Origin of the sequence: Caballeronia sp. (assembly GCF_028292365.1) — a bacterium.
GTDB lineage: Bacteria > Pseudomonadota > Gammaproteobacteria > Burkholderiales > Burkholderiaceae > Caballeronia.
In genome coordinates, this window is sequence record NZ_JAQGMM010000577.1 from 1 (window position 1) to 14,914 (window position 14,914).

Consider the following 14,914-nt stretch of genomic DNA (forward strand, 5'->3'; position numbering starts at 1 on the left):
CGTATCGCGGCAATGGCCTGGTTGATCTGCGTCTCCATTGGCGTGTCGCCCTTTCGTATGCCAATGGCGACATCACCCGCCACGCGGCTGTCCCCCACCGGTTTGCCCACCAGCGCGAAACCCTTGCTTTGCGGCGTCTTCAGAAAGCCGAAATCTGCTTGTACGGCGGCCTGAAATGCTGCATCAAGACGGTTCGTCACGAGGTCTTGGTAAATCTGGTCCTGCGTTTGATACGACACCACCGTCACGTTCTTCGGCGCCCACTCCGCTTTCGCATAGCTCTCTTGCGTCGAGCCCTGCACAACGCCCACGCGTTTGCCCTGCAACGCCTGTGCGGTCGGCTGAAGGTTCGAGCCCGTGCGCGCTATCAATGCCGAACTGCTGTTGTAAAGACGCTGACTGAAATCAATCTGCTGACGCCGTGCCGGTGTAGCGGACATCGCAGAGAGTATGGCATCGAACTTGCGCGCCTTGAGCGCGGGGATCATCCCGTCGAAGTTCTGCTCGACCCACACGCACTTCTGGTGCAGCTGCGCGCAGATCGCGTTGCCCAGGTCGATGTCGAAACCCGTGAACGATCCATCCGGCGCCTTCGACTCGAACGGTGGATAGCTCGGATCGACGCCGAAGCGAATGGCCCCTTTATCCTGTGCAAGAACAGCAAGGGGCAACATCGCCAGTGCGCAAAGGGCTGAAAGCGTTACGTGTTTCATGGAGTTCCCCGTCGGTGTTGAATCAGTTTGAGCGGTTGGTGAGCCAGTCAGCACAGGCCATGTCTAGCGATGCAACGTTGCGCGCAGCGACCTTCTACAGCGCACACGGATGCAATGACGCACCGGACCCTTTCCTCGCGGCTGGCGAGCATGTCGATGGAAGCAGTCATTCGCGTGGCTCCGTGATTAGCGTTGAACCTTGATCGGGTGACGCTACCGTAGCGCGACAGAAAACGGGGCGGGAGAGCTAGAATCGTGAACGTGGCAACCAAAGGTGAACGCCCCGCGCGAACTTCTTTTTCATTGAGAGCTTATGAAACTTCAGCAACTCCGCACGCTTATCGCCATTGCCGAAGCAGGCGGCGTGCGCGGCGCGGCGCGCGTTTTGAAGGCCTCTCCGGCGGCTATTACCAAGAGCCTGCGACAGCTTGAGGAAAGCGTGCAGATGTCGCTGGTGGTGCGCACATCTTCCGGCGTCACCCTCACGGAGAGCGGCCAGGCGCTCTTGGTTCACGCCCGATCGATTTATGGACAGATGACACGCGCCCAGGACGCCATGAACGCCCTGCGGGGCGCCACGCAGGGCAAGCTCACGGTTGCTGTCACCCCTTGGATCGCCATGACGTTCCTGGCGGACACGGTCACGCGCTTTTGCGAGCGCATGCCCGATATCCGCCTGGAATTCTTCGAAGGATTGTTGTCAGTCGCTAATCCGCGTCTGCGCGACGGCAGCCTCGACTTCTTTATCGGCCGGCCGGAGCCTGGGGCATTTGGTGTTGAATTTCAGTATCGACCCTTGTTTTCATCGACTTGCGCGCTCGTCGCCCGTGAAGGACATCCGCGAGCGAACTGCCACTCGCTCGCGGATCTCAGCGATCTCGACTGGATCTTGACGTGGGACCCGTTGAACGAAAATGCCCTTGTCGAAAACGTATTCACTCGATACAACGTGCCCGTTCCGCGAAAGATTCATCTGACGCATTCTCTTTCGATAGCCATTGCATTGCTCAAAAAAACCGACATGGTCAGCGTATTTCCGTGGCCGCTGGTTGAAGTTAGTGCGGCCAAGGAAGGACTGTGCGCCATTCCGTTGCGCGAGCAACTGGACGACGCAATGGTCAGCGTCATCTCGCGCACGGGTCATCCCACGAGTGCCGCGGCCGAGTGCTTTATAGAATGCATGATCGAAACAATTCGCGAAGGATGCGAATCGAGTTTGCCGGAAACACGCCACGTGCTGCAGTCGGTCGAACTGTTGATTTAATGGCATGCAAGTCGACTGTCCGCCGGCAGACTAGTCCAAAGGCGGAACGATTCCCTCGACCAGCGTCTTGAGCAGGCGCGCGCGACGGCGTTCGAGGTCGGCTATTTGGCGCTCGATGGAGGCCAGCCGTTTGCGCTGCGCATCGGTGGTTTCGGAGCACGAACTCGCGCCTTCAATCATGCGCATGCAGTCAGGAAAAGCGCGGATATCGGTGAGGCTGAAACCCGTCGCTATCATGCGCTGGATCTGCCTGACTTGCGTGACGGCCGCACTCGGAAACGCCCGGTAGCCATTGCTGGCGCGAATGGACGTGAGCAGGCCGTGTTCATCGTAATGACGGATCGAGCGCACACTTGCACCGGTCTCGCGGGCGAGCTCCCCAATGGTCAGAAAATCTTGCTTCATGGCTCGGGTCATGAAAAAAGAATAACACCTTTTTGCTTGACCCTCACATCAGTGTCAGGGTTGAGACTCGGGTTTCTCATCGACCCTGGAGTACTGTTCATGCCCCGCCGCATTCTTCGTTACGCGCTCTTCGTCGTCATCACCATGGGCGGCTTGTTCGCCGCGTCACCCGCCGCATTCGCCGATACAAAAAGCTATACCGTCACCGCGCCGGACGGCGTCGCGCTGGCTGTCCAGGAATCGGGAAACTCGGATGGACCCGCCATCGTTTTCATTCACGGGCTGCTCGGCAGCCACCTGAATTGGGACGCACAGTTGAAAAGCCCCGAGCTTCAGCGCTACCGCATCATTACCTACGACATGCGTGGTCACGGCCTCTCGGCGAAGCCAACTGACGCCGATGCGTATCGCAATGGGCGTCATTGGGCGGACGATCTCGCGGCGGTCATCGAGTCGTCGCATGCGCAGAAACCTGTTCTTGTCGGGTGGTCGCTGGGCGGCGTCGTCATATCGAACTATCTGGCAGCGTATGGAGATAACCGCATTGCCGGCGCGGTGTATGTTGATGGCGTGATCGAATTGAAGCCGGATCAAATAGTGGCTCATCCGGAGGTGTATCGGGACATGACCTCGCCGGACTTGAAAACGCACCTCGATGCCGAGCGCGCTTTCCTTAGCCTGTGCTTCCACACGCAGCCAGACAAGCTCACGTTCGAGCGTCTGCTCGCCAATGCCGCCATGGCCTCGTGGGACATGCAGAGCGCGGTTCAGTCGATGACCGTCTCCGCCTCCGAGGGTTTGAGCCGCGTACAGGTACCCGTATTGTTGATCTATGGCGCACGCGATGCGCTCGTGAAGGCCAAGCCCGCCATTGCCCGTGCGACAGAACTGGATCCGCGGATACAGAGCAAGCTGTACGCAAATTCGGGCCACGCGCCGTTCATTGAAGAGCCGGACCGCTTCGATCGCGACCTGTCAGCTTTCGTCGATACCACTTCGCCGCGTTGAGTGGACCTGAGTGGACAACCGAAAAAAACGGCGCGCACCGTTAAGTGCGCGCCGCTGGTTCGGAAGCGTCATGCCCGGCAGTCCGACGACAGCCCGGGCAGCCCGCATCAGAATATGTTGCGAAGACCGATTGCAACGCCGGTCTGGTTGTTGCGTCCCGGAAAGTCTGCTTGCGCCGCGCCCGTGCCACGGATGAAGTCGACCGTGCCATACACTTCCGTCCGCTTGGACAGCGAGTATTCGGCAAGCAGCACGCCTGAGTAGCGGACGCCGCGGCTAAGCGTAGTTCCGTCCGCGTTCAGTGCATTGCGGGAGTGGTCGTAGTAGGCCGCCGCGGTCAGCAGCAACGGCGGGGTGACCTGCCACGTGGCGCCCGTGTAGAAGCCATCGTCGATGCGGTTGGTGTTCGTCACAGGCGCGAAGTTGGAGGCCGGTGAGTTCGCAGCCGACATGAAGATGTCGACCATGCCGGTATTGTCTTGCGAATGCAGCCAGCCCGCGAAGGTCTTGACCGTGCTGAATGAATAAACCGCGCTCACGTTAACAACATTGAACTTGTTGTTGTGCAGGTCGCTGTTCTGCTGGAAGCCCGCATCGAGAGCCAAGCCGGCAAAGGTGTACGACGCAGTCACGCCGTACATGTTGCTCGCGCCGGTGCTGCCGGCGACGTTGCCGAAGCCGTACATGGCCTCCACATTCAGGCCGCCGAATTGGCCGTTGTATTTCACGGAATTGTTCTGGCGAAGCCCGTAGCCGAGTGCGCCCGGCAACCAGCCGTCCTGATCGAAGTTACCCACGGTCAACGGGTCGTAGACGTTCCCTAACTGATCGAACAGCGGCGTGTTCTGGCGACCCAAGGTGACGGTGCCGTACTGGTTGCTCGACAGCCCAACGTAAGCCATCCGATTGAAGAGCGTGTTCGCGCTGGCAAGCTGGCCGTTCCAGAGATTGAAACCATCTTCAAGCCGGAATACTGCAGACAGGCCACCGCCCAGATCTTCGGCTCCCTTCAGGCCCCAGCGGCTGCCGGTGATCGGGCCGACACCCATCGATACCTGGCTATCATTGGTCGCATTGGCGTTGGTGAGATAACGGATGCTTGTGTCCACGATGCCGTACAGCGTGACCGAGCTTTGCGCGAAAGCGGACTGGGCAGCCATGGCGATAAATGCGCCGCCGATTACGCCAATTACGCTGGTAGTTTTCTTCACAGAGTGTCTCCCCCTATTGATTTGTTGGGCAACTACTCGCGTATGTGACGCTGGTAGTTCATGTGCGATTTTTGATCGCAAGCGGGATAATATTTCCTTCAAATTAAATCGGGATTGGTTTTCTATTGCCGTGTCTCCCGTTCGCAACATTGGATTGACTTTCGTGTCGCGGGATAGTCCATAAAATCCGGGTTGATTCTTGAGTATTGAAACGTTCTTGGATGCCGTTTCGTTCTGCGGGCGTGAAAACCCCAATATGAATCTGCCTGAATCTGCCGCTTCGCAGCATCAGCGGGCATTGGGTTCAGAAACTGGGTTTTGGGTCGCCGTTAAAATGCGCCTTATTGCAAACGGACTTGCATAGCCTGCTCGAAAGACGCATCAGCCGACGATCAGTTTTAATCCGGCAGGCAACGATTCTCCGAACACGCGACCCGTGTCCGCGTTATCCAGTGTCACGACTTTACGAACCATATCGACCCACGCCGGCGGTGCATTCGCAGCTTCGAGTCGCCGCACGACAGTTTCGCGGACCGGCTCCGCCAGATCCCTTGAACGATCGCCCGTCATGCGAGCGATTTGCGCGGCTGCGAACGCGGCAGGCTCAACCTTTTTCCAGTCCAGCGCAAGGATTACGTCCAGCCACCGGGTCGCCACGTCGGCCGCCACGACACCATGCGCACTGCCATAGAATGGCCGACGTGCGCCGATGCGTCCAACCGCCCACCAGCCCTGGTGATTTTCCGAAGGCCGTTGAAGCCGGACCAGAAGCTGTTCCGCGATTTCAACCTTGCGATCGGCCGTGATGCGTTCAAGCGACGCGCAAAGGCGCAGCATGTCCGCGTGGCCCACCTTCGTGGGATCGAAGGGCAACTTGTGCCGCTTCGTGCTCGCAGCAGCCTGAAGCCAGGCCATTGCATCGAGCACCTGAAGCTGTGCATCCTCGTGCAAGCCGCCTGCCGCGCGGCGCCATAACGTCCACCATTCCGACCACACCTGGCCCTCGTTGACATACTGAATGCCGTCATCGAAGAGCGACCAAAGCTGTTCAATGCGCCATTCGTCAAGCGGATAACCGAATCCAGGCCGCACACAATAGCCCGTCAGATTTAGCCATAGGCGTTCGTGATCCGCAGAGCGACGCCGACGGCCAGCGCGTTCCCAAAGCGCCCCGAACAGTTCGCGAAGCAGCGCGCTATCCCAACTTTGACGCGGCCCTAGCAACTGTTCAAGTCCCGCACGCAAGCGCTTCACTTCCTTGGGATCAACATTCGCCGAGCGCGCACCGAACGTGCGGTCGATCAGTTCAATGGCCTTGTCGAGCGATGGATTTCGACTAGCCGCGGAGGCGTTGTGTTCAGCATCGTCACGTCGCAACTGGAACTCGAGCAGCCATCGTTGCGACGCATCGTCGGTGGCGATGCAGTGCATCTCCAGCCTGCCAAGTTCTGTCAGCGACGTCGTGAGCCTCACCGGCCGCTCGCGAGGCCCGCTTGCATCTTGCTGCTGCACCACCGTAGCGACCGGCGGCAAGCGGATGAAGTCGCCCGTCGTGAGGTCGACAAGCTCGCCTGGCTTCCAGGTTGTATCGGCGACGGTCGAGACCAGGTGGAAACGCACCGGATGCCCGAGTCGCAGAGCAAACACGCGATCCTCGAGATGGACCTCGTGACCTTCTTCGGTTCCACGTGGCAGCAAGCACACGCCCCGCGATGCCTGAGCTTTGTCCTGGGCGGCGTCCTGCGCGTCGTTCTGCGCATCGTTCTCAAGCACGAGGAAGTAGCTGCGTGGCGAGCCGCCACCGATGCGCGGCGCGTGTCCCGCGCGGGCTAGTCCGTAAGCGACTGCACCACGCGCAACAGCGACATCGGGATGGTCGTTTTGCAGCACATGCAGAGGCTGCTGGCGCCACGTACCGAGCGCATTCGCCAGACGCCCGGAAAGCGCGTTGGCCCGGAACACGCCGCCGTTGAGCAGCAAAGTATCCGGCATCGATGTTTGCGCAGCATCGGATACACCCAACGCCTCACGCGACTGCGCGTCGAGTCTTTGCAAAAACCCTGCGATATGCCGCGTGATTGCCGCATCGGCCGCGTAGGGCAAGCCGAACTCGACGAGCGCGGCCCGCGACCGGCGAGGCAATTCGTCAGGCCCGCCCATCGGAAAGAACCCTTCCACGATGATCTGCTCGACTTCCTCCCGGCTCAACTCCGTCGTACGTGCGCCGCCGACAAGCCGGGCTCCCGCGCCAAGCAGCGTGATCGCGACAGAGTCGGGCGGCTGTGGGCCAAACAGTTGCTCCTTCGCGGTGCGGCACCCTTCCACAAGCTGCGACAAGCTTGCCGCCGACAGACGCGTTTGCTCCTTAGCCAAACGCGTCTCGACCAGATGCGCCAGCGCGAGGTCCATGTTGTCGCCGCCAAGCATCAAATGGTTGCCAACGCCGATGCGGGTCAGTTGCGGCTCGCCGTCCTCAAAATGCACCTTGATGAGTGTGAGGTCCGTCGTGCCGCCGCCCACATCGCAGACCAGCACAAGGCGCGTCTGGGCGAGCTCGGCGGCAAGCGTCGCGCGATGATGAAACAGCCAGTCGTAAAAGGCGGCCTGAGGCTCTTCGAGCAAGCGCAATGCGGGCAGTTTCGCGATGCGCGCGGCCTCGAGCGTGAGTGCGCGCGCGCCGTCATCGAAGGATGCGGGCACAGTGAGCACCACGTCCTGATCTTCGAGCAACGCGTGCGGAAAACGACGGTTCCACGCGGCACGCACGTGAGCCAGATAGCTGGCGCTCGCGGTGACCGGCGAAACCTTGCTGACTTCATCGTCCGCGCCCCACGGCAAAATTGGCGCGAGACGGTCGACCGACGCATGAGAGAGCCAGCTTTTCGCGCTGGTCACGAGCCGTCCGGGCACCTGCGCGCCCAGCGTGCGGGCGAGCTGCCCAATCACAGCCGGTTGCGTTTCGCGATCGTTAGGTATCCATGGCAATTGCAGATCGCCGGCCGCGAGCTCGCCCGGCGCCGGGTGATAGCGCACGGACGGCAACAGATCTCGCGTGCCGACCTCGCCAAGGCCCACGAGCTGGTCGATATCAAAGATGCTGATCTCGTCAGTACCCGTCTCGACGTACGCTACGACCGTATTACTCGTGCCGAGATCGATGCCGACGATGTATTGCTTCATCACACTCAGGCGTTCGCGCTGCCGCGCACATCGAATTCGACTTTCCAGCGCTCGTTCGTGCCGCGCGGCACGGCTTCGAGTTCCAATGTGCCGGCTTCAGTAATCCGCGCATGCAGCTTCACCGGCACGACTTCGCCGGGTGTGCGTCCTTCGGGCGGCAGCGTGGCCTGGATCTCCTCAAGTTCCTGCAACTCGTCGGGCAACCAGTAGTCCAGCATGGTGCCGACCTGATCTTGCCGACGTACTGATGAACCAAAGAAACGGAAGTGCACAGGCTCGCCGACCACGAGGCCAAATTCCTGAGCCGGCAAGGCCGCGTCCGTGCCTTCTTCCATTCCGAAGGGCGCGAGGCACAACGCCTGGACAGGCGGCTCCATGCCGGGCACCGCGGGCATGGCCGACTCGACCGCGATGTAGTAAGCGCGCGCTGTGCCTCCACGAATGCGCACGCCTTTGCCGCGTTTCACGTAGCCGTAGTACGCCGCGCCGCGTGCGACCGCGAGGTCGAGATCGGCGCCGCCCAGCAGACGCGCGGGCTCCGCACCTTCGGCGGCGAGCCAGCCGTTAAGAGCATCGAGAATGCGCTCGACGAGCAGCATCGACTTGAACACGCCGCCGTTGAACAGGACCGCGGTGGGATGCAGGAAACTCGCATTCTCTGCCGGCTTTTGCTGCAATCCTTCGAGCTCGGCGAGCGCGGCGACCTGTCGGCCGAGGAAGGCGGCAAGGTGCCGTGTGATGCCCGCATCCTGCGCATACGGCAGGCCGAGTTGGGTCAGGCCTCCCCGTGCCCGGCTCATCGGCCGTGCCGATGCATCGACTTGCGGGAAGAAGCCTTCGAGAATCGTCTGCGTGAGTTCGGCGCGGGTTAGTTCGGTGCGGATCGAGCCGCCAATCAGTTTCGATCCGCGGCTCGGCACGACCAGCGGCACGGTATCTGTACTGCGGTCGGTCAACAGGGTTTCCTTGGCCGACCGGCACGCATAGGTGAGCGCGCGCAACTGCCACGGATCAGCCTGCGTTCCCTGGGCAGCCAGCTTGCGTGCGACCACGTGGGCCAGCGCCAAGTCCATGTTGTCGCCACCCAGCAGGATGTGTTCGCCCACTGCTACACGATGCAACTCGAGATTGCCTTCACGCTCAACCACTGCGATCAACGACAGGTCGGTCGTGCCGCCGCCCACGTCGACGACCAGGATGATGTCGCCGACCTTCACTTGCTTGCGCCAGGCGCCTGCGCTTTTCTGGATCCAGCTATAGAGCGCGGCTTGCGGTTCCTCCAGCAGCGTCATGCGGGTGTAGCCGGCCGCTTGCGCTGCCTCAGCCGTCAATTCTCGTGCAGCCGGATCGAAAGAAGCAGGAATGGTGACCGTGACTTCCTGCTCGCTGAACGGTGCATCGGGATGCCCGTAGTCCCACGCTTCACGCAAATGCGTGAGATAGCGAATCGAGCTTTCAAGCGGCGAGACGCGCGTCACTTCCGGCGGCGCATCGCTTGGCAGGATTGCCGCGCGACGGTCCACACCCGGATGACAAAGCCAGCTCTTGGCGCTCGACACCAGACGAATTGGCGTCCCCGCGCCTCGGCTGCGCGCCATTTCACCGACTGCAAAGTCGCGCTCTGCGGTCCACGGCAAGGCCAGGTCACCCGGCGTCAATTCGCTCGGGTGGGGCAGGTAGAGAAACGAAGGCAACAGCTCGGGCGCTTCGATAGCCCCCGGTGCGGTGAGCTGCGTGATTGGCAGCACGCCTTGAATGGTTTTCTCGCCGTCACTGGCGGAAAGGTCGACGTACGAGAGGGCGCAGTGGGTGGTGCCCAGGTCGATGCCGATCGAATAGCGCGGCTCGCTCATCTCGCTCACAGTTCCACCTCAGCCTGTGCGATCACGGTCGCGTCATGCGTCTTTGTCAACATCGGGAGCCTGACCTCCTCCACTCGCCAGCCGCGGTGGCTGATATTGCCACTGAATGGCGGCTTGCCAACCACGTTACCTGTCAGCCGGATCGCGGTTGCGTCGAAACCGTCTGCGAGCGTCACGCGGCTGCCTTCGGCCTCGTCGCGTACCGGGCGAATCGTGAAATGCTCGCGCAACGTCGTGCGGCAACCGTCGTGCACGAGCCTCGCGGCGGCGCCGATGTCGGCATCGGAATAACCTGCTATGTCCTCTTCGACGAAGTCAACGAAGCGCGCACCACGCTGGAGAAGCCCCAGAAGCTGAAGCGCCGACTCCGGGCTTGCTTCCTTGATCGTGGGTGCGGGTGCGGGTGCTGCTGCGGGTTGGGGCGCCGTGACGGGTGCCGCTACCGCCCCGTCGCGCAGCCGACGCACTTGGGCGGCGAGTTCGCCGTCACCCAGGACAGCGAAAAAGGTTCCGACGGCCAAAGAAAGTCTGCTGAGAAACGACATGTTCGATTCGGTCATACAAAATTGCTCCTGTGGGCTCGCGTGAACAACGAGCTATCCTGCCGTCCGCGGGACAAGGCTTGTTGAAAGGCTTGAAGGGCGAGCGCCGGCATTAAATTCGTGAGCCCGGTTGTGGGCTGAAACCCGTATTTTGCCTTGATGTGGCCGAGGGCCGTTCAGAATGCAAACGTCGGCAGTCTGTTGTCGCGATTGCGATACCGCGTAGGTATGGGCGTGTGGCATGCCTGAGAGCGCAGACATGCTGGCCTCACGGCCGGCAAAGGCTGGTGGAGCGGGCATTCCGCCGTATCCGCATGGAGTCGCGGCTGAGCGCCTGCATACGACAGCCGAGCAGCCGGTTTTGGCGCAGAAGGCGAATCGGCAACAGGCGTCCGCTCTCCCGCCTAATCACTGTCGAAATCGTCTGCTGCCTTGCGATTCCGGCGCTCTTCGTTGGCACGGCGAGCACGCACGCGCTGGCGCCACAGGACGGTAATGACCTCTCCCGTAGTCGCGCCAGCGGGGATTTCGTTGCGGATGAGATTCGGCACCATCGGCAGGCCAAGGCGCTGCCTTCGCAGGGCCCGGGCGATGGCCGTGCGGCACTCCTGCCCGTGGCAATCCCATTCGTCACGCATTTTTCTGCAGTAACGGCACTCGTTCATGGCAAATAGTGTAACTGTAAACCCTGATGACCTCCCGGCCCCGGGGCAAAACTCCCCTGCCTTGCCAGGCTTTTTGCTGGGTCGCGCTCGTTAAAGTATTTACGCCGGTTGCCGATATTCAGACTAAGCACTGCCCCCGTTCAATTCGCCTTGTCTTTGCAATTTGCCGCTTCAGAGTTGCCTCCGTGGTTATGCCTTCGACTCTTTCGCGATGCAGGTTCCAACGGTTAGCTTTCAGGTACGCCTAAAGTGCCGACTGAAGCCGGGTCGTTCCATCCCGCAACCAAAAAGTAAATCCCAGTGCGACGAATTGAGCTTGCCTCCCTGCTATCTGTCCTGCTCAGCGTCATTCTCATGTCGTTGTCCGGTTGTCACCAGCAAGACCACACCTCGTCGAACACGGCCGTGCCGGCCCGGACCACCATCACCGCGTTGATATGGGCTCCAGACTGGCCGGAGGAAATGCTTCAGATTGCCGCCGAATTCAGCAAGGTCAATCCGGACATACGCGTGAACGTGCAGTTCATGATCGGCAATTCCGTCGAAGAAAATATCAAGCCCCGGATCGCCTCCGGCAACTTGCCGGATCTGGTCAGTGTCAACCCCAACGCCTATGCCGCTGAACTGGCCGATCAAGGCATCCTGGCGGACGTCGGCGGGACATCGGCATGGAACAACATGCTCGACGCTCTCAAGGGAGACTGGACGAGTCGCCAATCCAAAAGATTTGGTATCTCCGGGGGCGTTGCCACCACCCTGATTTACTACAATCAGGACATGTTCGCGAAGGCGGGGATCAAGCAACTGCCGACCAATTTCCACGAGTTCCTGATTGTTTGCGACCAGTTGAAACGGGCGGGCTTTACACCCATCATGTGGAACGGTGGCTTCCCGAACATGCTCGGCAACGGCCCCTTCAGTTTCGGCTTTGCCAACAATGTGGTCGCACGCGAGCCGGATTGGAAGAATAAGATCTCGGACGGCACGCTCGATTTGAACACACCTCAGGTAGCCGATATTTTTGCCAAGATCCTGCTGATTGCTGACCGTGGCTATGTCCAAGAGGGGTTCATGTCAACCGACTACGATGAAGGCATACGTTTGTTCAAGGACGGCAAAGTGGCAATGGCTTTCCACGGTAGTTGGGCAGCCGGCCTTTTTCTGAATGGCAACCCCTTCGAAGTTGGCGTGTTTATTCCGCCCTGGAATGCGCCAGGCAAACGGGTGGTACCTGTGATTGGCAGCGAAACCGGGTTTGCCGTGTGTGAAACGCAGAACAAAGTAGCGGCAACACGCTTCCTCGAGTTCATCGCCGGGAAGGGATTCCCCATTCTCCAAAGAAAACGTCAGAACATTCCGCCATTCAAGCAGGCCGACGGAACAACGGTGAGCAATCCGAAGATTGCCGACTACACGAACAGGGTCAGTCGCTTTCCCGTGACCGCCAGCCCGTACTATTCGGTTCTGCCCTCCAGTTCGATCGAGCGGCTGCACTCGTTGATGCAGGACGTGTTGTTCAAGAAGATCACGCCCAGGCAAGCGGCAAAACTCCTGGATGAATCTGTCAAGAATGAAGCAAAGATGCACTACAAATGAGCTCAATCATGGGTGCACTGCGACGCGCTTTCGAATACCTCTCCCTGGATCTGCTGCGCCGGGTGGAAATTCGTTACCGGCTGATCACTGCATTCATTTTGCTTTCACTGGTACCCATACTTCTCTCAGGATACTTATCGTATGTGGAGTCGACCGCAGCGATCAGGGAAAAAGCCGAGATATTTTCGAAAGAAGTGGTTAAGCAGCTATCCAAGAATGTCTTGCTGAGAATGGAGCAGATCGAGACGGAAAGCAGCTTTCTTGTGCTCTCTGACCGGGTTCAAGGCGCGCTGACAAGGGTGGCGAATGGCAACGCAACGGAGCAGAGCGAGGCCCGCCGGGATATGACCCGGTTGCTCCTGGAGCACTACGGATCGATTGATTTCATCAACCAGAAATATCTGCTCGACAAGCACAACCGGATCATGGATACCCAGGCGTTCGCGCAATTGACGCAGGGTGTGACACGTTTGGTCAAGCAGGCTCCCGATCACAATGGACGCCCTTACTGGGGCAGTTACGACAACGGCGTTGGGCAACAAAACCTGGGGATGGTGCGAGCCATCATCAGCAAGAGCAACAATCGGCAGATCGGCAACCTGGTCCTGGTGATTCGCCCCGAATATTTCTCGACAATTTTTAATGATGTCGCCTTGGGGAGCGGAACGGAAATCTACGTGCTCGATGCCAGCAGCAACAAGATGATCGTGCGTGCCGACGACGCCTCTACCAATACCAGCGAGACGGTCGAACCTAACCTGATCGATAAAATTTCGCACAATGAGCCCTACGGCAAGGCGAGCGGTTTTGTCGCCTTCGAGGGCGAGCGCCGCGCGCACTACTTTGCCGCGTACTCGAGGATTCCCGGCACAACATGGTTCGTGGTCAGCACAATTCCCGAAGCGAAGTTGACGGCACAGGCGCAGACAGTGCGCAACCAGATCATCCTGGTCGGCATCTCGGGCTTCCTGCTTTCGATCTTCCTCGCCTACTTCATTTCCCACAGCATTTCGGCGCCGCTCAAGGAACTCGTGCGAAAGATGCACGATACCGGCAACGATGCGGGAGCCCAGGAAACCGGTACACAAGTGCTCACCGATGCCGACAGTGAAGATGAGCTAGGCAGACTGGCGCAGCGTTTTGAAAGAATGCGCGAGGCGATCAAGCAGAAGATCCAGAAGATCAACGAGATCAACGCCTCCCTTGAGCAGACCGTCATTGAGCGCACGGCGGAACTCGTTACCAGGGAGCACGAGTCGCGCACGTTGATCGAGAATTCTCCGGACACGATTACCCGTTACGACCGGGACCTCCACCGGATTTACGCCAATCCCGCGTTCTGTACCTCGGCGGGATGCAGCTTTGGCGAATCAATCGGCAAGCGGCCTTCGGAAATCCCCGGTGGCCCTAACGCGCTGATCTACGAGATGAAGATTCTGGACGTCATTTCAAGCGGTGAAAGTTCGCAGTTCGAACTGAAATGGGTTAGTCGGGATGGACAGGGACAGTGCACTCATATCCGCCTGACGCCGGAGATTGACCGGTCGGGCAAGGTCAGCTCGGTGCTGGCCGTTGGTCGTGATTTATCGGACCGGATGGCATTCGAGGCGACGATCTGGAAACAGGCCAATTTCGATGCGCTGACCAATCTTCCGAATCGTCAGATGTTTCATGACCGTCTCGACCATGAAGCCCGACTGGCGCGTCGCTCCGGAAAGCGTATGGCCCTGATGCTGATCGACCTGGATCGCTTCAAGGAGGTTAATGACTCCCTGGGACACGACACGGGCGACATCCTGCTGATCGAGGCCGCCAGGCGCGTCACGATGAGCGTGCGCGAATCGGACACGGTTGCGCGTCTGGGCGGCGACGAGTTCACCGTCATCCTGCCTGACCTCGACGACACCGAAAGTATTGACCGGATTGCCAAGACGATCATCGACAACCTGGCCGAACCCTTCAAGCTCGGCCCGGACGAGGCTTTCATCTCCGCCAGCGTCGGCGTCACGCTTTACCCCGACGACACCAACGAACTTGATGTCCTTTTCAAGAATGCTGACCAGGCCATGTATGCGGCCAAAAATGCTGGGCGCAATCGGTTCAGCTACTTCACGCCTGACTTGCAATTGGCGGCAGAAAAACGCCGGCGTCTCACGAGTGATTTACGCGCCGCGCTGCCGGGCGAGCAATTCCAGATCTACTACCAGCCCATCGTTGACCTGACGAACGGGGAAATCTACAAAGCCGAGGCGCTGATTCGCTGGCTGCATCCCGAACGCGGCACGATCAGCCCGCTGGATTTCATTCCACTAGCCGAAGACACGGGTCTCATTGTTCCGATCGGAGACTGGATGTTCAAGCAGGCCGTGCAGCAGGCCCGGAAATGGCGCAACCAATTCCATCCGTCTTTCCAGATCAGCGTCAACGTGTCACCGGTGCAGATTCGTCAAGACAGAGATCGGAAGAGC

At 59.8% G+C, this 14,914-nt stretch carries 11 protein-coding genes; 4 read left to right on the forward strand and 7 right to left on the reverse strand.

Annotation, left to right across the window (positions count from 1 at the left end; translation table 11 throughout):
* Nucleotides 1-713, reverse strand: a 713-nt coding sequence (locus JWR14_RS34000; RefSeq protein WP_299718250.1) for a transporter substrate-binding domain-containing protein, incomplete at its 3' end; no start/stop codon positions are given.
* 313 nt (nucleotides 714-1,026) lie between these two features.
* Here JWR14_RS34000 and JWR14_RS34005 point away from each other — a divergent pair.
* Nucleotides 1,027-1,977: a LysR family transcriptional regulator gene (locus JWR14_RS34005; RefSeq protein ID WP_299718252.1), complete on the forward strand. Its 951-nt coding sequence runs from the start codon at nucleotides 1,027-1,029 to the stop codon at nucleotides 1,975-1,977.
* A 30-nt stretch (nucleotides 1,978-2,007) separates the two neighbouring features.
* Here JWR14_RS34005 and JWR14_RS34010 read toward each other — a convergent pair whose 3' ends face one another.
* Nucleotides 2,008-2,394, reverse strand: a complete 387-nt coding sequence (locus JWR14_RS34010; RefSeq protein WP_299718254.1) for a MerR family transcriptional regulator — start codon at nucleotides 2,392-2,394, stop codon at nucleotides 2,008-2,010.
* Between the two features lie 87 nt (nucleotides 2,395-2,481).
* Here JWR14_RS34010 and JWR14_RS34015 point away from each other — a divergent pair, with 87 nt between their 5' ends.
* Nucleotides 2,482-3,390, forward strand: coding sequence for an alpha/beta hydrolase (locus tag JWR14_RS34015; protein ID WP_299718256.1), 909 nt, complete (start codon nucleotides 2,482-2,484; stop codon nucleotides 3,388-3,390).
* A 107-nt stretch (nucleotides 3,391-3,497) separates the two neighbouring features.
* On the opposite strand, the gene JWR14_RS34020 is transcribed toward JWR14_RS34015, so the two are convergent.
* The 5 genes from JWR14_RS34020 to JWR14_RS34040 form a co-directional block, all read right to left on the reverse strand.
* The gene (locus JWR14_RS34020) at nucleotides 3,498-4,550 is read right to left on the reverse strand and encodes a porin (protein ID WP_299718268.1); all 1,053 of its coding nucleotides are present in this window, start codon (nucleotides 4,548-4,550) and stop codon (nucleotides 3,498-3,500) included.
* Nucleotides 4,551-4,982: 432 nt separating this feature from the next.
* Entirely contained in the window at nucleotides 4,983-7,781 is a 2,799-nt protein-coding gene (locus tag JWR14_RS34025; protein ID WP_299718258.1) for an Hsp70 family protein, read from the reverse strand.
* Between the two features lie 5 nt (nucleotides 7,782-7,786).
* Nucleotides 7,787-9,634 (reverse strand): Hsp70 family protein, encoded by a 1,848-nt coding sequence (locus JWR14_RS34030; protein WP_299718260.1) that lies wholly within the window; start codon nucleotides 9,632-9,634, stop codon nucleotides 7,787-7,789.
* Between the two features lie 5 nt (nucleotides 9,635-9,639).
* Nucleotides 9,640-10,203: a DUF2760 domain-containing protein gene (locus JWR14_RS34035; protein ID WP_299718262.1), complete on the reverse strand. Its 564-nt coding sequence runs from the start codon at nucleotides 10,201-10,203 to the stop codon at nucleotides 9,640-9,642.
* A gap of 386 nt (nucleotides 10,204-10,589) precedes the next feature.
* Entirely contained in the window at nucleotides 10,590-10,850 is a 261-nt protein-coding gene (locus JWR14_RS34040) for a hypothetical protein (RefSeq protein ID WP_299718264.1), read from the reverse strand.
* Nucleotides 10,851-11,204: 354 nt separating this feature from the next.
* Here JWR14_RS34040 and JWR14_RS34045 point away from each other — a divergent pair, with 354 nt between their 5' ends.
* Nucleotides 11,205-12,446 carry an extracellular solute-binding protein gene (locus JWR14_RS34045; protein WP_299718270.1) on the forward strand — a complete coding sequence of 414 codons (1,242 nt, stop codon included), beginning with the start codon at nucleotides 11,205-11,207 and terminating at the stop codon, nucleotides 12,444-12,446.
* A partial coding sequence (locus JWR14_RS34050) for a diguanylate cyclase (RefSeq protein ID WP_299718266.1) occupies nucleotides 12,443-14,914 on the forward strand: 2,472 nt, incomplete at its 3' end. The genes JWR14_RS34045 and JWR14_RS34050, both read left to right, overlap by 4 nt.